The sequence below is a fragment of the Pseudomonas sp. NY8896 genome (assembly GCF_039634505.1).
In genome coordinates, this window is sequence record NZ_CP132350.1 from 4,102,459 (window position 1) to 4,121,790 (window position 19,332).

Consider the following 19,332-nt stretch of genomic DNA (forward strand, 5'->3'; position numbering starts at 1 on the left):
GCCTCTCCCTAACCCCTGCTGACCGCCAGCCGGCAGCACAGTACCAAACCGCCGTCGACACCCGCCCGCGCCCACAGGTTGCCACCAAAGCCTTCGATCAGGCTGCGGCTCATACTCAAGCCCAGGCCCAGGCCGTCGGCTTTGCTGGTGGTGAACGGCGTGAAGATTTCATCCAGGCACTCGGGCGATACGCCCGGGCCCTGGTCGGCGACCTCGACGAGCACACCCTCGCCATCGCGGGTGGCGCCGAGCAGGATACGTGACGGTTTTTCCCCGTGCAGCTCGCGGTTGGCATCGATGGCATTGCGCAACAGGTTGAGCAGCACCTGTTCAAGCAACACCCGGTCGGCATACACCGAGGGCAGTTGCGCGCTGATGCGCAGCTCGACCTGCACCTGGTCACGCGCGGCTTCCCAGGCGCACAGGCGCATGGCTTCGCCGGCCACCTCGGCCACGTCCAGTGCCTGCAGGCGTCGCGGTCCCTTGCGTAGAAAGGCGCGCAGGCGGCGGATCACTTCGGCGGCATGAGTGGCCTGCTCGCTGATGCGCTGCAGGCCCTGGCCTACCCGCTCGCGGGCTTGCGGGTCGCGCTCCAGTCCCTGCAAGTAACGCTGGCTGGCGTTGGCGTAGTTAACCACCGCAGCCAGCGGCTGGTTGATCTCATGGGCAATGCCCGAAGCCAGTTCGCCCAGGGTGGCCAGGCGGGCACTGTGTGCCAGGCTTTCCTGCGCTTCGATGCGCAAGGTGATGTCACGGGACACACTGACCACCTCAACCACCGCGCCGGTGTAGGTCTCGCGGATCGCCCGGCTGGCGATTTCGAACCAGCGGTAGCCGCCAGCGGCCTGACGCACCCGGCAGGTCATGGTGTGGTAGCCGTCCTGGTCCAGCGCGGCAGCGGCCTGGCGCAGTACCTGGCGCCGTTCACGCGGGTGCAGCAGGGTGTGCACGGGCATGCCGCGCAGTTGCTCGGGCCACAGGCCGAGCAGGCGAAATGCTGCCGGTGAAGCATCGAGAAAACGGCCATCGGGGCTGTGCCGGGAAATCAGGTCGGTGGTGTTTTCGATGATCAGCCGGTACAGGCGCCGGGCGCGGCTGGCTTCACGTGCACCGTGGCGTTCTTCACTGGCATCACGACAGCGGCCCAGCACCTGTTGGCCCTGGTCATCCGGCATGAACGTCCACAGCACGATGCGCTCGCCAACCTGCACTTCGACATCGCTGATCGCCCGATGCTGGCGCAGGCAGGCACGCACCAGGGCGGCACAGTTGGCCGGCAGCCAATGGACCAGCGCCGGGCCTTCGGCAACCCAGGCCTGCAGGGCTGGGTTGAGCGCCAGCGGGCTGGCATCGCTGGCCAGCAACAGGCTGGGTTGTGGGTCTTTGGCGAGCAAGGGGTAGGCAGTGTTATCCACGATGGGCGGCTCGTTGTTATAGTAGTTTTACTATATTGCTATAGTCGATATTCCTACTACCATAGCGACTCGCGTAAAACTGCGACAGAGGGAGCGGCCCACCGTCCGCCTCCCTGCACCCTGAACAGAGCTAACAATCAGCCATCGGGGGCCAAGCGCACAGGCTGCGTCTGCCTCCCTTACAGGATTACCGCATGTCGATCTATGCCCAGGGCCTGATGCCCGCTGCCGTCAACCATGTCGCCCTCACCCCGCTGAGCTTCATCGAACGCACCGCCGCCGTATACGGCAATTACCCGGCCGTCATCCACGGCGCTATCCGCCGCAACTGGCAGGAAACCTACCAACGCTGCCTGCGCCTGGCCAGTGCCCTGGCTGGCCGTGGCATCGGCCGTGGCGACACCGTGGCAGTGATGCTACCCAACACCCCGGCCATGCTTGAGGCGCACTTCGGCGTACCCATGATCGGTGCCGTGCTCAATACCTTGAACGTGCGCCTGGATGCCGAGGCCATCGCCTTCATGCTGCAGCACGGCGAGGCCAAGGTGCTGATCACCGACCGCGAGTTCCATGCCGTCATCGAAGCCGCCCTGGCGCTGCTCGAACACCCGCCGCTGGTGATTGATGTGGATGACCCGGAGTATGGCGAGGGCCGCGCTGTCAGCGAACTGGACTATGAAGCCCTGCTTGCCGAAGGGGACCCGGACTTTGCCTGGGAATGGCCCGATGACGAGTGGCAGGCCATTTCGCTGAACTACACCTCCGGTACCACCGGCAACCCCAAGGGCGTGGTCTACCACCACCGCGGCGCTTACCTGAACGCACTGGGCAACCAGATGACCTGGGCCATGGGGCACCGCCCGGTTTACCTGTGGACCCTGCCAATGTTCCACTGCAACGGCTGGTGCTACCCCTGGACCATCACCGCGCTGGCCGGCACCCATGTGTTCCTGCGTCGGGTCGACCCGCAGAAAATCCTCACCCTGATCCGCGAGCACCGGGTCAGCCACCTGTGCGGGGCGCCAATCGTGCTCAACGCCCTGGTCAACATGCCCGAAGCCGCCAAGGCAGCCATCGAGCACCCGGTGCAGGCCATGGTCGCCGGTGCCGCGCCGCCGGCCAAGGTGATTGGCGCCGTGGAGGAAATGGGCATCAAGGTCACCCACACCTACGGCCTGACCGAGGTCTACGGCCCGGTGACCGTGTGTGCCTGGCATGACGAATGGGATGCGCTGTCGCTGGACGAGCGTGCGCGGATCAAGTCGCGCCAGGGCGTACGCTACCCGACCCTGGACGGCCTGATGGTCGCCGACCCGCAAACCCTCCAGCCGGTGCCGCGCGACGGCAACACCCTGGGCGAAATTTTCATGCGCGGCAATACCGTGATGAAGGGCTACCTGAAAAACCCTGAAGCCACCGCCGAAGCCTTCCGTGGCGGCTGGTTCCACACCGGCGACCTGGCCGTATGGCATGCCGACGGATATGTCGAAATCAAGGACCGGCTCAAGGACATCATCATTTCCGGTGGCGAGAACATTTCCACCATCGAGGTCGAAGACGCCCTCTACAAGCACCCGGCTGTACTGGAAGCCGCCGTGGTGGCACGCCCGGATGAAAAGTGGGGCGAAACGCCGTGCGCCTTCGTTGCCCTCAAGCCGGGCCGGGAAGACACCCGCGAGACCGATATCACCAGTTGGTGCCGCGAGCACCTGGCCGGGTTCAAGGTGCCGAAGACCGTGGTGTTTGGTGAGCTGCCCAAAACCTCCACCGGCAAGATCCAGAAGTACGTGCTGCGCGACCGGGCCAAGGCCCTCTGAAAGCGCAGCCGCTTCTTCGCGGGCTTGCCCGCGAAGAGCCGACCCTGACTTCCTCCTTCAAGAGCCAACGATGACTACCTATTCCGCCCCCCTGCGTGACATGCGCTTCGTCCTGCATGACGTATTCAACGCCCCGGCCCTGTGGGCCCGCCTGCCCACCCTGGCCGAGCGCATCGACGCCGATACCGCCGACGCCATCCTCGAGGAAGCCGCCAAAGTCACCGCCCAGTTGATCGCCCCGCTCAGCCGCAACGGTGACGAGCAAGGCGTGCACTTCGACGCAGGCGTGGTTACCACCCCCGACGGCTTCCGCGAGGCTTGGAACACCTACCGCGAAGGTGGCTGGGTCGGCCTGGGTGGCAACCCGGAATACGGCGGCATGGGCATGCCGAAGATGCTCGGCGTGCTGTTCGAGGAAATGCTCTACGCCGCCGACTGCAGCTTCAGCCTGTATTCGGCGTTGAGCGCCGGCAGCTGCCTGGCAATCGATGCCCACGCCAGCGAAACGCTCAAGGCCACTTACCTGCCGCCCCTGTACGAAGGCCGTTGGGCCGGCACCATGTGCCTGACCGAACCCCATGCCGGCACCGACCTGGGGCTGATCCGAACCCGCGCCGAACCCCAAGCCGATGGCAGTTACCGCATCAGCGGCAGCAAAATCTTCATCACCGGTGGCGAGCAGGACCTGACCGAGAACATCGTCCACCTGGTGCTGGCCAAGCTGCCCGACGCACCCGCCGGCGCCAAGGGCATCTCGCTGTTTCTGGTGCCCAAGTACCAGGTCGAGGCCAATGGCCAGCTAGGCGCGCGTAACGCCGCCCACTGCGGCTCGATCGAGCACAAGATGGGCATCAAAGCCTCGGCGACCTGTGTAATGAATTTCGATGGTGCCTTCGGTTACCTGGTGGGCGAACCCAACAAAGGTTTGGCGGCGATGTTCACCATGATGAACTACGAGCGTCTGTCCATCGGCATACAAGGCATCGGCTGCGCCGAGGCGTCCTACCAGAGCGCCGCCCGCTACGCCAACGAGCGCCTGCAGAGCCGCGCCGCTAGCGGCCCACAGGCGCAGGACAAGGCTGCCGACCCGATCATCCACCACGGCGATGTACGGCGCATGCTGCTGACCATGCGCACCCTCACCGAAGGTGGCCGGGCGTTCGCCGCCTACGTTGGCCAACAGTTGGACCTGGCGCGCTATGCCGAAGACGCCGGCGAGCGCGAACATGCCCAGCGCCTGGTGGCGCTGCTGACACCAGTGGCCAAGGCATTCTTCACCGACAACGGCCTGGAAAGCTGCGTGCTGGGCCAGCAAGTGTACGGCGGCCACGGCTACATCCGCGAATGGGGCCAGGAGCAGCGAGTGCGCGACGTGCGGATTGCGCAAATCTATGAAGGCACCAACGGTATTCAGGCCCTTGATCTGCTCGGGCGCAAAGTGCTGGCCGACGGCGGTCAGGCGTTGGCCAGCTTTGCCGCCGAAGTACGAGCGTTCAGTGTGGATGCGCCATTGCACCGCGAGGCACTGCAGGCAAGCCTGGCGCGGTTGGAGGCTACCAGCGCCTGGCTACGGGCGCGGGCCGGCGCGGATGCCAACCTGGTCAGCGCAGTGGCAGTCGAGTATCTGCAACTGTTCGGGCTTACCGCATATGCCTATATGTGGGCGCGAATGGCGGCGGTGGCGTTGGCCAAGCGTGATGAGGACGAAACGTTTCATGGGGCCAAGCTTGCGTGTGCGGCGTTCTTCTACCAGCGGGTATTGCCGCGCGGGTTAGGGCTGGAGGCCAGCATCAGAGCGGGCAGCGACAGCCTTTATGGGTTGGAGGCAGCACAGTTCTGAAAGGCCCTGGGGGCGCTTGGCGTCCCTAGCGCGACATAAGGCCGCCCCCACAAGAGACATGCGGTCACTTGTGCGGGCGGCCTTTTGTCGCGACGGGCTGCACAGCAGCCCCGTGGATTTCAGCTTGTATTCTTGTACGCGAAGGGTTCTCAGACGCTGAAAAACCGTTGCAAAACCGACGAAAAACCGGCACAACTGATAGTCATTCGCCATTACGCCGGTTCTCGGGGGCCCTTCTGCAAGGGTAGAATGCGCAAAACCCGGAGCCGCAATGAACCACGACCGCCTCAATCCCAGCCCAGACGATGCCATCACCGACGCCGCCGCGCACTGGTGCATGCGCCTGCACGCCGAAGATTGCACGGCGGCCGAGCGCGAGGCATTCGCCCGCTGGCAGGCGGCCGACCCACGGCATGCCGAGGAATACCAGGCGATGCTGGAAATCTGGCAAACCGCCGACTTGCTGCCGCGCAACGCCACCGTCATCGACTTCAACCCGCCCGCCAAGCAAGCCGCACGCCCGCGCAACTGGCGGCCGCTGGCGTCTGCGGCGGCGATTGCCCTGGCAGTGCTGCCACTGGCAGGCTGGATGGGGTGGGAGCAGGGTTGGCTGCCCAACCACTACCAACACTTCGAAGCCAGTGACCGCATGCAGACGGTGGAGCTGAGCGACGGCAGCACGGTGCAGCTCAACCTCAACACCGAGCTCACCTACCTCAACTACAAAGACCAGCGCCAGGTCACGCTCAAGCGCGGCGAGGCGTTCTTCAAGGTGCAGCACGACAGCAGCCACCCGTTCATCGTGCGTGCCGGCCGTGGCCAGACCCGGGTCACCGGCACCCAGTTCAACGTGTGGAAGTACCAGGACCAGGTCAAGGTTACCCTGGTGGAAGGCTCGGTGCTGGTGTCCAGCGATGGCAGCGCCGGCGGCTATCGCCTCGGCCCTGGCATGCAGGCCAGCTACCACAAGGGCGACTTCGAGCCACAACTGGAGCAGAGCGACGACTACGGCAACAGCCTGGCCTGGCGCAGCGGCAAGCTGGTGCTCGACAACTTGAGCCTGGAACAAGCGCTGCCGGTGATCAACCGCTACCTCGACGCACCGCTGCAGCTGGCCGACGCCAGTACCGGTCGCATTCGCATCAGCGGTATCTACAACACCCGTGAAGTGGGGCGCCTGGTCAACAACCTGCCCAAGGTGCTGCCGGTCTACCTGACCCGCAGCAAGGACGGCAGCACCGTGCTAAACCGCATCTCGCCGCCCCCCGACAAGGGCTGACGCCCTCCCCGCCTTACAAGGTCATTGCCGCCAACCAGCCGAACGCCAGCAACGGCAGGTTGTAGTGGATGAAGGTCGGCACCACCGTGTCCCAGATATGGTGGTGCTGGCCATCCACGTTCAGGCCCGAGGTCGGCCCCAGGGTCGAGTCCGAGGCCGGTGAACCCGCATCCCCCAGCGCACCGGCAGTACCGACGATGCACACCGTGGCCAGCGGGTCGAAGCCCAGTTGCACGCACAGCGGCACGAAGATCGCGGCCAGGATCGGCACAGTGGAGAACGACGAGCCGATCCCCATAGTCACCAGCAGGCCCACCAACAGCATCAGCAAGGCGCCGATGCCCTTGCTGTGGTCGATCCATTGGGCCGAGGTTTCCACCAGGCTCTTCACCTCACCGGTAGCCTTCATCACGTCGGCAAAACCGGACGCGGCAATCATGATGAAACCAATCATGGCCATCATCTTCATGCCTTCGGTGAACAGGTCGTCGGTATCCTTCCACTTGACGATGCCTGACAGCGAGAAGATCAGGAAGCCAACCATGGCACCGATGATCATCGAGTCCAACAGCAACTGAACGATAAAGGCAGCAGCGATCGCCAACCCGGCCACCAGCAAGGTCAGCGGGTTGTACTGCACGCTCACCTGCTCCACCTGTTCGATACGCGCCAGGTCGTAGTCACGCTTTTTGCGATAGCTGATGAACACCGCCAGCAACAGGCCGACGAGCATACCGGCAGCCGGGATGGCCATGGCGTGGGTGACATTGACGCCACTCACGTCGACACCCGCGCGGGCGACGTTGGCCAGCAGGATTTCGTTGAGGAAGATGTTGCCGAAACCCACCGGCAGGAACATGTACGGCGTGATCAGACCAAAGGTGATCACACAGGCGATCAACCGGCGGTCGATGCGCAGGCGCGTCAGCACGTACAGCAGCGGCGGCACCAGCAACGGGATGAAGGCAATGTGGATGGGCAGGATGTTCTGCGACGACACGGCCACCACCAGCATCAGGCCGATCATCAGCCATTTGACCTTGCCGCCATGGGCATGGCCCTGGCGGTCGATCATGACCAGGGCGCGATCGGCCAGGGCATGGGCCAGACCAGACTTGGCGATGGCCACGGCAAAGGCGCCCAGCAGTGCATAGGACAACGCCACCGTGGCGCCACCGCCGAGGCCACCGTTGAAGGCCTTGAGCGTGCCTTCGACACCCAGGCCACCCACCAGCCCACCGACCAGGGCGCCGATGATCAGGGCGATGACCACGTGCACGCGGGACAGGCTGAGTATCAGCATGATGCCGACCGCGGCGATCACTGCATTCATGATTGGCTTACCTCATTACGGCGGAAAAAAGCGCGAACTCTGAAGCAGTGGGCGGCAGATGTCAAAAGCGCCATGTTGCGTCACATTACCAATGCCTTGCAGCGGACCTGATAATTAAATTGAACGTTTGAATAAAGAAAAAACCCAGGCCGCCGACACAGTCGCAAGCCACACTCTTATTACAAGGGATCCGCCCCCATGCCTTTGCGACAACTTTCCATCCAGTGGAAGATCACCCTGCTCGCCGGTCTCTGCCTGGCCGGCATCGTCACCTTGCTCGTCGGCCTGTCGCTGTACCGCATGGACCACAGCTCGGACCTGGTCAAGGCCAGCAGCATGCAGATGCTGACCGAGGCGGCGCAGTCGCGTATCGAGTCGCAGGGTGAAGTGCAGGCGCTGAACATCCGCCGCCAGTTCATGGATGCCTACCAGTACGGCGCCGGCTTCGCCCGCCAGGTGCTGTTCCTGCGCGAGCAGGCCGAAAAGCGCTTTCTCGATGCCTTCGACCTGCGCGAGGACATGACCCGTCAGGTACGCGCCGCGCTACAGGCCAACCCCGACCTCCTCGGCCTGTCGCTGGTGTTCGAGCCCAACGCCCTGGACAGCAAGGACAGCCTGTTCGCCGGCAAGGCAGAGCTGGGCAGCAACGAAACCGGTCGCTTTGCCCTGTACTGGTCGCAGCCGCGTGCCGGCCAGCTGACCGCCATGGCGCTGCCTGAGCATGACATGGCCAACACCGAGATCGGCCCCAGCGGCCAGCCAGCCAACACCTGGTGGGTATGCCCGCGCACGACCGGCAAGGTGTGCGTGGTAGAACCCTACTTCTATGACATCGACGGCCAGCAGGTGCTGATGACCAGCATCGTCTTCCCGCTGGCGGTCAACGGCAAGATCATTGCCACCCTGTCCATCGACATCAACCTCAACAGCCTGCAGGCACTGAGCCAGGAGGCCAGCCGCAGCCTCTACGAAGGCCGCACCACGGTCGGCATACTCAGCCCGGTCGGCCTGCTGGCGGGCTACAGCGCCGATGCCAGCAAGCTGGCCCAGCGCTTCGACCAGGTAGACCCGGCCAAGGGCGCCGAACTGGTAGGCAAACTGGCCAATGGCAAGATGACTATCCTCCACGACCAGCAGCGTTTGAAGGTGCTGGCGGCCTTCCGGCCGATCCCCGACGCACAACCTTGGGGCGTGTTGCTGGATGTACCGGAAAATGCCCTGACCGGCCCGGCCGAAACACTGAAGCAGGAACTGGACGCGCTGAATACCAGCGGCACCTTGCTGGAATTGGGCCTGGGCCTGGCCGCTGCCATTGCCGGCCTGCTCATGGTGTGGCTGATGGCCCGTGGCGTTACCCGGCCGATCCTCGGCGTGGCTGCCATGCTCAAGGACATTGCCAGCGGCGAAGGCGACCTGACCCGCCGCCTGACCTACCAGAAGCAGGACGAACTGGGTGAATTGGCCGGCTGGTTCAACCGCTTCCTCGACAAGTTGCAGCCGACCATCGCCGAGGTCAAACGCTCGGTGCAGGCCGCGCGAGGCACTGCCGACCAGTCCTCGGCAATTGCCACTGAAACCAGCGCCGGCATGGAGCAGCAGTATCGCCAGGTTGACCAGGTAGCCACCGCCTCGCATGAAATGAGCGCCACCGCCCAGGATGTCGCCCGCAGCGCCGCGCAGGCGGCACAGGCCGCGCGTGACGCCGACCAGGCCACCCGGGAAGGCCTGGCCGTGATCGACCGCACCACCACCAGCATCGATACCCTGGCCGCCAACATGAGCGACGCCATGGCCGAAGTCGAAGGCCTGGCGCAGAACAGCGAAAAGATCGGTTCGGTGCTGGAGGTGATCCGCTCGATTGCCGAACAGACCAACCTGCTGGCGCTCAACGCCGCCATCGAGGCGGCCCGTGCCGGTGAAGCCGGCCGTGGCTTTGCCGTGGTCGCCGATGAAGTACGCAACCTGGCTCGACGCACTCAGGAGTCGGTGGAAGAAACCCGCCAGGTGATCGAAGCCTTGCAGAACGGCACCCAGGAAGTGGTCGGCGCCATGGACCACAGCCACCGCCAGGCACAGAGTGGCGTTGCGCAGGTCGGCCAGGCCGTCACTGCACTGCAGCGCATTGGCCAGGCGGTGACGGTGATCACCGACATGAACCTGCAGATCGCTTCGGCCGCCGAAGAGCAAAGCGCGGTAGCCGAGGAAATCAACAGCAACGTGGCGACCATTCGTGATGTGACGGAGTCGCTGTCAGGCCAGGCCAACGAGTCGGCGCGGGTCAGCCAGTCGCTGAACAGCCTGGCCAACCAGCAGCAGGCGCTGATGGACCAGTTTCGCGTATGAGCCGGGCGGGGCCGGCACCTGCCGGCCCCGACTCAGGCCGCGAACCTGCCGCCGCCGAGGATGCGGTCCAGCAGCACCAGCGCGCCATGCACATTGGGCCTGGCGCCCATCGGCAGCACCTCGGTACCCGCTAACGTGGCATCGTCGTAGCCAGACGCCATGACCAACTGATGCATCTGGTTGCCATTGAGGTAGACGTGGTGCTGCTCCATGGCGTAGGACTGGATCAGGCTCAATGCACCGCACACCATCGGCGTGGCGCTGGAAGTGCCAGCATAGCGGCCTGTGTAGTCCCTTTCCTCACCACGCAGGTCCTGCAAATCGCCATAGGAAAGCGTGACTACGCTGTCGCCCCAGGCATTGAGCATACGGTAACGGTAATGGTGATTGGAGTAGGCGTGGGGCTTGCCGTCATACGAATGGCAGGCCCCCACCAGAATCGCACCTGAATCGCCATGGTCGGCAAAATAGGGCCAGTTGGCCAGGTCGACACCTTCGCCAGCACGGGTGCCTTTGTCCGCAAGCGTCCTGCTGCTGCCATTGGCTGCTGCATTGACCACCACGGCACCGCGCCGGCTCAACTGCTGCATGACAGTCCACCAGGCCTTGTCGTGCAAGGATGGCAACATGGTACTCAGCACCTCGGCATGGGCGGTCTGCCGATTGATACCCACGATGTCGCCGGGTTCTACATTCCGTAGCAGGTCCTTGAGCGCCTGGAAGCTGCCTTGGGCATCCTCCGCGCGGTTGTTGTACAGGTACAGTTCGCTGTTACGGCTGATCCCGGTCGCGCCAATACCGTTGCCCGCAGCCAGAATGATTCCCACCGAAGCCGTTCCGTGGTCGGGATCATGGTTGGGTTCGAGCGAGACGATTTTCAAGGCAGGATTGCCGCGCAAGTCTTCATGATCAGGGTGCAACCCCCCATCACTGAAGTGAATCCGCGCGCCGTAACCCGTTACCTGCTGCGCCCAGGCCTCGCGCACATTCAGCCCTTGCCACCGGGGGCCAGGTGCGTCGAGGTAATGCTGGCGCGGCTCGAAATCGGGTGTGGCTTGAGCATTTTCATAGGCATGGTTGCCCGCCACCACGGCGCCGCCGGTCAGCAGCGTTGCCAGTAGCCCGGCCAGGCCGAGCAAAATTAGGTTTGGCTGGGGCGCTGCCGGCATGAACTGCAGTGACTGCACATACTCCCGCGCCGCCAAAGACTTGAGCAAGGCGAGGTAGGTGTCACCGAGCATGCTGGCTGGCTGGTCGAGAATGTAATGGTCGCGCAATGGCCGGAGCCTGTCTTCGCCCTGTTCCTGTGCGTCCAGAACAGGTCGCAACGCGAGTACCGATTCAAGGTTCGGCCAGTAGCGGACCCATGCAGAACCTGAGCCCGGCTCCAGCTCTCGGAGAAATCGCTCGTGCCCTCCGGGGATGAATTCGATGACAACCGGCGGGAACGGTGTGCCGGGTGCCAAGGTGGGCATCCCTTGCGGCCCATCGTCGCCTCCCTGCACCTGCTCCACGGCTCGTTTACGACGCCCGCCAGCACCGGGTACCGGCACCTTGTCGAGGATGCTCCTGTTGACCTCGTCAGCCTTTATGTCGAGCACCAAGGGCCGCATGTCGATAACGCCAGCTGCGCCAACCGGCCGGCCCAGCGCCCGAGCATGCGCATCGAGCAGCACGACTTTGGGCTGGATCGAATACACGCCCGCCTCTTCTTCGGCCAGCAACGTGGCAGGGCATCCATGGTCGCTCGGCTTGCCGCTGCGTGCCTGGGAGTACACGGACTTTCCCGGGAATGAAACCGGGCCGTCGGGGCCAGCCCGTTCAAGTTCGTAGCGGATGCGATTGACCTTGTGCAGGTCTGCACCGTAACAGCGAACATGAAGTTTTCCATCGAAACGAAAGTTGCGGTAATACACGAAATGTAAATCCAGCGTCATCGGGGCTACCTCTTCAGGTGTGCATGCCAAGCAGAAGAGCCCAGCTTTGCAACGCGCAGCACGCCTGGGCAGTGGGAGCACCTTCCCCCGACCGCGCCGGCGATGCGCCAGGGGCCTCGTCTACACTTGCCCGCATCCACTCAATGGCAATCGAAGGCCCCGATGAACAGACTTCCAATGCTGCTGGCCAGCCTGCTGCTCGCTGTCAGCCTGGCCGCCACCGACAGCGCCGCCTCGGCAGAACGCAGCGAGCCCATCCACTTTGGCGCCATCGGCTGGGAAAGCGGTGCCCTCACCACCGAAATCCTGCGGCTGATCGTGGAGCGCGGCTACGGCTACACCACCGACACCCTGCCCGGTAGCACCGTCAGCATGGAGGTGGCCCTGGCGCGCAATGACCTGCAAGTGATCGCCGAGGAGTGGGCCGGGCGCAGCCCTGCCTGGGTCAAGGCCGAACAGGCCGGCCAGGTGTTCGCGCTGGGCGATACGGTGAAAAATGCAGAGGAAGGTTGGTGGGTGCCGGCCTATGTGATCGAAGGCGATGCCGCACGCAAACTGAAACCCTTGGCACCCCAGTTGCGCAGTGTCGAGGACCTCAAGCGTTACCCGCAGGTTTTCCGCGACCCCGAGTCGCCCGACAAGGGCCGTTTCCTGAACAGCCCCAGCGGCTGGACGTCTGAAACGGTCAACAGCCAGAAGCTCAAGGCCTACGGTTTGAATGACCTCTATACCAACTTCCGCAGTGGCTCCGGCGCGGCGATGGACGCCGAGATCGGCTCGGCTATCCGTCGTGGCCAACCGGTGCTGTTTTACTACTGGAACCCGACCCCGCTGATGGGGCGCTACAAGCTTGTACGCCTGCAAGAGCCACCGTTCAATGCCCAGGCCTGGGCCACCCTCACCGATGCCGGCAACCCCAACCCGAAGGGCAGCCGGTCGCTGCCGGCGAAGTTGTCGATTGGCGTGTCCAAGGTCTTTCGCGATAGCTACCCGGACCTGGTCAGCGTGTTCGAACGGGTGGACCTGCCCATCGATCGCCTGAACCAGGCCTTGGCCGCAATGAGCGAAAAACGCACGCCACCGCGCGACGCAGCCCTGACCTTCCTGCGCGATAACCCTGATGTGTGGAAAACCTGGCTGCCTGCGGACATCGCCGCCAAGGTCGAGGCCAGCCTGTGAGTGACGGCTTCCCGCAGACTCTGCAGTTTTCCTTTGCCGACAGCGTCAACCGCCTGGTCGACTGGCTGGTGATGAACTACGGCGACCACCTGCGCAGCGTCTCAGACCACTTGCTGCAACTGCTGGTCGGCCTGGAGAACCTGTTGCGCCTGCTGCCCTGGTGGCTGTTGTTGCTGCTGGTCGGCCTGCTGGCCTGGCACGCCACCCGCAGCGTTGTGCGCAGCACAATACTGGTCGCGCTGCTGGCATTTATCGGCATGCTCGGGCTGTGGGACAAGCTGCTGCAAACCCTGGCGCTGGTGCTGGTCAGTACCGGCCTGTGCGTGCTGGTGGGCGTGCCATTGGGCATCCTGCTGGCCGCCCGACCGCTGGCCAGGCGGTTGCTTCTGCCGGTACTGGATGTGATGCAGACGCTGCCGGCGTTCGTTTACCTGATCCCGGTGCTGATGCTGTTTGGCCTGGGCAAGGTGCCCGCCGTATTCGCCACGCTGATATACGCCCTGCCACCGCTGGTGCGGTTGACCGAACTGGGCTTGAGCCAAATCGACCCTTCGTTGTTGCAGGCGGCCCACGGCCTGGGCGCCAGCCGCTGGCAGCGGTTGCGGCGCATCGCCCTGCCCTTGGCGCTGCCAAGCATCATGGCCGGGCTCAACCAGTCGGTGATGATGGCCTTGTCGATGGTGGTAGTGGCGTCGATGATCGGCGCCCGTGGGCTGGGTGAGGATGTGCTGGCGGGGATCCAGACCTTGAATGTTGGTCAGGGCGTGCAGGCCGGGCTGGCAATTGTTGCCCTGGCCATGGTGATCGACAGGATCAGCCAGGCGTATGGGCGTAATAGGCGCTGAGCAGCCTTGTGCTGCGAAACGGCCGGGCCTGACAATGCAGCACTGACCGTTCAACCCTGGACCCGCCCGCATGTCTCTCAAAGCCCTGCGCACCCTGGTGACCATCGCCCGCCACGGCACCTTCGCCCGCGCCGCCGACCTGCTCAGCCTCACCCCTTCAGCGGTGAGCCTGCACATCAAAACCCTTGAAGACGAGTTGCAGGTTCCCCTGTTCGACCGCAGCCGCAGGCAGGTGGCCCTGACTGAAGCAGGCCAATTGGCGGTGGCTCGCGCCGAGAGCATTCTGGCTGCCTACGACGAACTGGCCGACGCCTTGGCCTGCGGCCCGAGCCTGCGCGGCCGCCTGCGCCTGGGGGCGATCCATACGGTGTTGGCGCGGCGCCTGCCCAGGGCGCTGGTGTGGATCAAGGCCAACCACCCGCAGTTGCACATCAGCGTGGCCTCGGGCATGTCGGCGGAGCTGGCGCGACGCGTGGAGGACGGTGAACTCGACGCGGCGATCACCACCGAACCCGTCAGCCCTTACCCGCAAAGCCTGGACTTCACTGCATTGTTCGAAGACCGCTTCTGGGTCATCGCCAGCCCTGAACTGGCCGGGTACAGCGTGCCGCAGTTGCTGGCCAGCCAGCCATTCCTGCGCTTCGACAAGCGCGCCTGGGCCGGGCGGCAGATCGAGCAGGAGTTGCGTCGCCAGCATTTGCAGGTGAGCGAGCAGATGGAACTGGACAGCCAGGAAGCTTTGGCGCGCATGGCGGTTATGGGCCTGGGCGTGGCGATCGTACCCATGGCCGATGACGACCTGCAGCGCTTGCCGCCCGCCACTTGCCTGCCGTTTGGCGAGCCGCAGCTGACGCGACGTGTGGTGTTGCTGGAGCATGAGAAAAGCCAGCGACGGCATTTGAGTGCTGTGCTGAAGACAGCCTTGGAGTCGTAAGCTGCAACAATGCATTTTTTCTCAATGGTCAGTGCAGAAAACAACGTTTTTACAGACCGTTCCTCACCCGTAGTCTGTTCGCGTACCCGACCACGGAACGTCGATCATGCTCCATTTGCTGCTGACCACCCTGCTCCCGATCATCCTGCTGATTGCCTTGGGCACCTTCCTGCGCCTACGCGGCTTTCTTGGCGAAAGCTTCTGGCCCGGCGCCGAGCGCCTGAGCTACTACGTACTGCTGCCGTCGCTGTTTCTGCACGGCCTGGCCACCGCCAACCTTGATGGCGTACCGGTGCTGGGCATGGTCGGCGCACTGATGCTTTCGACCCTGGCCGGCGCCGTATTACTGATGCTGTATCAAGGGGCGGTAAGCCACGATGGCGCCGATTTCACCTCGGTGTTCCAGGGTGGTATTCGTTTCAACAACTACATTGGTGCCACCCTGGCGGCTGGCATCTACGGCAGTGCAGGGATTGCCCTGGCGGCGGTAGCCAATGCCGCCATCGTCCCCCTGGTCAACCTGCTCTGCGTGCTGGTGTTCGCCCGCTTCAGCGCCCGCCACAGTTCACCGCTCACGGTGCTACGGGCAATCTTCGCCAACCCGCTGATCGTCGGCTGTGCGGGTGGGCTGCTGCTGAGGGCCACCGGTTTGGGCTTGCCGACCGGGATCGAGCCCACGGTCAAGGCCTTGGGCCAGGCCGCCCTGCCGCTGGGCTTGCTGTGCGTCGGTGCGGCACTGGGCGGCGCTCGCCTGGGCCAGCAGGTGCGCCCGCTGATGGCGGCGTCGGCGTTCAAGTTCCTGGTCATGCCACTGACCACCTGGGGCCTGTGCAGAGTGCTCGGCCTGAGTGGTCAGGCGGCGGTGGTGGCGGTGCTGTTCCAAGCGCTGCCCACCGCTTCGTCATCCTATGTGATGGCCCGGCAAATGGGCGGCAATGCGCCCTTGATGGCCACCATCATCGCCCTGCAGACCGTAGCGGCCGCCGCCACCCTGCCTTTGGTGTTAATGCTTACGCTTGGCTAGACTGAGACTCACTCCACCCTTCGGAAGCTTGCCCATGCGCCGTTACTGGATGCTGCTCGGCCTCACCTCGGCACTGCTCGCTGGCCCCTTGAATGCGGCCGACCCGGCCAAGGCCGCCGTCGCCGAGGACAAGGCCGAAGTACTTGAAGAAAAGGTGGTGGAAGATGCCCCTCCCCCCAAAAAAGCTGAAAAACTGACCCCAGGCGAAGCGCAGGCGGTCGACCCGGTTGGCAAGGCGCCGTTGGATGACAGCATCACCTGCCTGGCCCGCACCATCTACTGGGAAGCCAAAGGCGCCGATGCCGAGGACATGACCGCCGTGGCCAGCGTGGTGCTCAACCGCCTGGGCCACGATGGCTTCCCGGACACCATCTGCGGGGTGGTCAAGCAGGGCGTGGAAAGCAAGGCCTGCCAGTTTTCCTGGTGGTGCGACGGGCGCTCGGATCAGGTCGAGGAAGCCCAGCGCTACGATGTCGCCAAAGAAATCGCACGCAAGGCACTGAACCAGCAGTTGAAGGACCCCACCGGCGGCGCGCTGTACTTCCACGACCGCACCGTGCACCCCGATTGGGCCAAGGCGTATCGCAAAACAGCGCAGACTACCCACTTCCTGTTCTACAAGCCGAACCAGGCGTTGGCGCGTTGATGCGAACGCGGCGGACCGTGCGGGCTCGATAAGAATGATTAGCAATTCATCGCACTTTTCCGCAGGCCAGTGGTCTACTCCCTCTTTTGCCGCCAGCAACGATTGCCGGCGCTTTCATTGCTTTGCACGAGCTAGGGCCAAAAGCCCCCGGCTTGTGTAGGATGAGCAGCGCATACCACGACGCTGCCAGTCATAGGGAGATCCACATGCGCGTCCTGTCATCCGTTGCCGCCTTGTCGCTGGGCCTGGTCGTTTCGACCGGGGTACTGGCTGTCACCGGCGAAGAGGCGCAACTGATCGATTCGATCAATGTGTACCGCAGCAAGGCCCAGCCCTGCGGTGGCGAGGCGTCGCTGGAGCTGCCGCCGCTCAATAGCGACACCCGCCTTGCGCTGTCGCCAGAAGGCACCCGCGACTTGCAACAGGCCATGACCCGCGCGGCCTACCCCATGGTCAACGTCCAGGCCATCAGCCTGTCGGGCCCGCGCGATGCGCGCGCCGCCATGCATGCCATCGAGGAAAGCTTCTGCCAGGTAGTGCTCGACCCGCAATTCGTCGATATCGGCGTCAGCCAGGAGGGCCGCGACTGGCGCATCGTGCTGGCCCGGCCGTTGCTCAGCGGCCGCCTGGGTGACTGGCAAGCCGAGGGGCAGAAAGTGCTGCAGGAGATCAACGCTGCGCGCAAGGTGCCACGCCAATGCGGTGGCCAACCCTTTGCCGCCGCCCCGCCACTGAGCTGGAGCACAGTACTGGCCGGGGTGGCTGCCAACCACACGCGGTCCATGGCCAACCAGAACTTCTTCGACCACATCGACAAGGATGGCCGCACACCCGGTGACCGGGCGGAACTGGCCGGGTACCTGTATCAGCAAATCGGCGAGAACATTGCCGCCGGGCGTGATACTGCGCACAAAGTGGTCGACGGCTGGCTGGATAGCCCAGGGCACTGCGCCACGCTGATGAACCCAGACTTCCGTGAACTGGGGGCTGCCTATGCGGTAGACCCGAAGAGCGATGCCGGGATTTACTGGACAGGCCTGTTCGGCACACCGCAGTAAGCGCTGCCTGCTCGCAAGGCCAAGGCCGTACAGCCAAACCGACGGCGCACGCACTTGCCCAGGTAGCTGGCATCGCCCAGGCCCACTTCATCGGCAATCTGCGCCAGGCTATGACTGGAGTTGAGCAAACGCCAGCGCGCCTGCTGCAAACGCATTTCCAGCCACCAGGCCTTGGCGCTCATGCCGTGGCTGGCCTGAAACTGGCGGTCCAGCTGGCGCCGGCTGATGCCCAGTTCCTTGGCCAGTTGCTCCACTGCCAACGGCGAGCCCAGGTGATGGCGCATCAGCGCCTGTGCCCGCTGCACCTGCCGCCCCTGCCCGGCGCCCAGCTCCAGCGAACGCAAGGCATGACGGCTGTCGCGGGTTTCGTCCACCAGCATATCGGCCAGCCCCTTGAGCGCGCGGGTACGCCCGCAAGCGTGTGAGAGCAGCGCAACAGCCAGGTCGATGGCGGCGGTGCCGCCGGCACACGTGATGCGATTGCCATCGATGCAGTACAACTGCTCACGCAGCAATCGCAGCTGCGGGAAGGCAGCACGAAACTCGGCTTCGTGACGCCAGTGCACCACCACCTCATGCCCCTGCAGCAGTCCGCAGGCGGCCAGCAGGAAGGCGCCATTATCGACCCCTACCAGCTTCACACCGGCCTTGCCGGCCTGGTGCAGCAGCGCCTGATAGCGTGGCGCCAGCGCGGCAGTGGCCATGGCATTGCGACCGCCGAACACCACCAGGTAGTCGAAACTGCTCAGGTCGAGCTGGCTGGCAATCGCCTCGACCTGCAGCACCGCACCACTGCTTGATTGCACCGGGTCAAGGCTGAGCCCGGCCACGGTCCAGCTGCAATAGCGCTGCTGGCTGTAGTCCTCGTCGTCGGCGCTGAAGCGCAATTTGTCGAGAAAGGCGCCAAACGGCAGCAGGGCAAAATCCGGTAACGGCAGGATCAGCAGGCGGATGTCGGGCTGCATGTCAGCGAGTCCATAAACGACCATTAAATGTCTAGATCATACCCTATCAGCCGGATCATCAGGCCCTAAACTGGCATCCCCACATCACCAGGCATTTCCAACATGGCCCTCGACACATGGCTCATCTACCTGCTGGCCAGCATCGGCCTGTCGCTGACCCCAGGGCCCAACAGCCTGTTGGCGCTGACACATGGCGCCCTGTATGGCGCGCGGCGAACGTTGTTCACCATCGTGGGCGGGGTGTTTGGCTTCAGCGCCTTGATCGCCCTGGCCATGTTCGGCCTCAGCGCGCTGCTACAAACCTCGGCTTCGGTGTTGGGCGTTTTGAAGTGGGTGGGTGGCGCCTATCTGATCTGGCTGGGTATCCAGCTGTGGCGCAGCCCCGGCCTGCAATTGGAGCTGACCGAGCGCAGCGCGCGGCTCGGCAATGCCGGGTTGTTCCGCCAAGGCCTGCTGTCGGCCATGGCCAACCCCAAGGTGCTGCTGTTCTATGGTGCCTTCCTGCCACAATTCATCGACCCACAGCGTGGGCTGGTGCTGCAGTTCGTGGTAATGGCGGCGACCTTCGCCAGCGTCGAGTTCCTGGTCGAGTACCTGCTGGCGCGCCTGGCATTTCGCATTCGCCCTTGGCTGGCCAAGGGCGGCAAGGGTTTCAATCGCTGCTGCGGCAGCCTGTTCGCCTTGATTGGCGTGGCGCTGCCGCTTGGCCGATAGCAC

Annotated in this window: 15 protein-coding genes; 11 read left to right on the plus strand and 4 right to left on the minus strand. The window is 64.2% G+C overall.

Going from position 1 to position 19,332, the window contains the following annotated elements:
* Positions 1 to 8: 8 nt before the first annotated feature.
* Positions 9 to 1,415 carry a PAS domain S-box protein gene (locus tag Q9451_RS18335; RefSeq protein ID WP_012272016.1) on the minus strand — a complete coding sequence of 469 codons (1,407 nt, stop codon included), beginning with the start codon at positions 1,413 to 1,415 and terminating at the stop codon, positions 9 to 11.
* Positions 1,416 to 1,609: 194 nt separating this feature from the next.
* On the opposite strand from Q9451_RS18335, the gene Q9451_RS18340 reads away from it, so the two are divergent.
* From Q9451_RS18340 to Q9451_RS18350, 3 genes are all read left to right on the plus strand, one after another.
* Positions 1,610 to 3,232, plus strand: a complete 1,623-nt coding sequence (locus Q9451_RS18340) for an acyl-CoA synthetase (protein WP_012272015.1) — start codon at positions 1,610 to 1,612, stop codon at positions 3,230 to 3,232.
* A 70-nt stretch (positions 3,233 to 3,302) separates the two neighbouring features.
* Complete coding sequence (locus Q9451_RS18345) at positions 3,303 to 5,072, plus strand: acyl-CoA dehydrogenase C-terminal domain-containing protein (protein WP_012272014.1); 1,770 nt, start codon at positions 3,303 to 3,305, stop codon at positions 5,070 to 5,072.
* 271 nt (positions 5,073 to 5,343) lie between these two features.
* A complete protein-coding gene (locus Q9451_RS18350; RefSeq protein ID WP_012272013.1) occupies positions 5,344 to 6,351 on the plus strand; it encodes a FecR family protein in 1,008 nt (335 codons plus the stop codon).
* 13 nt (positions 6,352 to 6,364) lie between these two features.
* Here Q9451_RS18350 and Q9451_RS18355 read toward each other — a convergent pair whose 3' ends face one another.
* Positions 6,365 to 7,684 (minus strand): Na+/H+ antiporter NhaC family protein, encoded by a 1,320-nt coding sequence (locus tag Q9451_RS18355; protein WP_012272012.1) that lies wholly within the window; start codon positions 7,682 to 7,684, stop codon positions 6,365 to 6,367.
* Positions 7,685 to 7,882: 198 nt separating this feature from the next.
* On the opposite strand from Q9451_RS18355, the gene Q9451_RS18360 reads away from it, so the two are divergent.
* Positions 7,883 to 10,027 (plus strand): methyl-accepting chemotaxis protein, encoded by a 2,145-nt coding sequence (locus tag Q9451_RS18360; protein ID WP_060493461.1) that lies wholly within the window; start codon positions 7,883 to 7,885, stop codon positions 10,025 to 10,027.
* Positions 10,028 to 10,059: 32 nt separating this feature from the next.
* On the opposite strand, the gene Q9451_RS18365 is transcribed toward Q9451_RS18360, so the two are convergent.
* The gene (locus Q9451_RS18365; RefSeq protein ID WP_012272010.1) at positions 10,060 to 11,964 is read right to left on the minus strand and encodes a S8 family peptidase; all 1,905 of its coding nucleotides are present in this window, start codon (positions 11,962 to 11,964) and stop codon (positions 10,060 to 10,062) included.
* A 162-nt stretch (positions 11,965 to 12,126) separates the two neighbouring features.
* On the opposite strand from Q9451_RS18365, the gene Q9451_RS18370 reads away from it, so the two are divergent.
* From Q9451_RS18370 to Q9451_RS18395, 6 genes are all read left to right on the plus strand, one after another.
* Positions 12,127 to 13,143, plus strand: a complete 1,017-nt coding sequence (locus tag Q9451_RS18370; protein WP_012272009.1) for an ABC transporter substrate-binding protein — start codon at positions 12,127 to 12,129, stop codon at positions 13,141 to 13,143.
* The gene (locus Q9451_RS18375) at positions 13,140 to 13,988 is read left to right on the plus strand and encodes an ABC transporter permease subunit (RefSeq protein WP_012272008.1); all 849 of its coding nucleotides are present in this window, start codon (positions 13,140 to 13,142) and stop codon (positions 13,986 to 13,988) included. The genes Q9451_RS18370 and Q9451_RS18375 overlap by 4 nt, the downstream gene beginning before the upstream one ends.
* 70 nt (positions 13,989 to 14,058) lie before the next feature.
* A complete protein-coding gene (locus Q9451_RS18380; protein WP_012272007.1) occupies positions 14,059 to 14,922 on the plus strand; it encodes a LysR family transcriptional regulator in 864 nt (287 codons plus the stop codon).
* 106 nt (positions 14,923 to 15,028) lie between these two features.
* A complete protein-coding gene (locus tag Q9451_RS18385; protein ID WP_012272006.1) occupies positions 15,029 to 15,946 on the plus strand; it encodes an AEC family transporter in 918 nt (305 codons plus the stop codon).
* A gap of 34 nt (positions 15,947 to 15,980) precedes the next feature.
* Positions 15,981 to 16,592, plus strand: a complete 612-nt coding sequence (locus Q9451_RS18390; RefSeq protein WP_012272005.1) for a cell wall hydrolase — start codon at positions 15,981 to 15,983, stop codon at positions 16,590 to 16,592.
* A 206-nt stretch (positions 16,593 to 16,798) separates the two neighbouring features.
* Positions 16,799 to 17,650, plus strand: a complete 852-nt coding sequence (locus Q9451_RS18395) for a CAP domain-containing protein (RefSeq protein ID WP_012272004.1) — start codon at positions 16,799 to 16,801, stop codon at positions 17,648 to 17,650.
* On the opposite strand, the gene Q9451_RS18400 is transcribed toward Q9451_RS18395, so the two are convergent.
* Positions 17,617 to 18,615 (minus strand): helix-turn-helix domain-containing protein, encoded by a 999-nt coding sequence (locus tag Q9451_RS18400; protein WP_012272003.1) that lies wholly within the window; start codon positions 18,613 to 18,615, stop codon positions 17,617 to 17,619. The genes Q9451_RS18395 and Q9451_RS18400 overlap by 34 nt on opposite strands.
* A gap of 102 nt (positions 18,616 to 18,717) precedes the next feature.
* Between Q9451_RS18400 and Q9451_RS18405 the strand changes: the two genes are divergently transcribed.
* Positions 18,718 to 19,329: a LysE family transporter gene (locus Q9451_RS18405; RefSeq protein WP_012272002.1), complete on the plus strand. Its 612-nt coding sequence runs from the start codon at positions 18,718 to 18,720 to the stop codon at positions 19,327 to 19,329.
* Positions 19,330 to 19,332 lie beyond the last annotated feature (3 nt).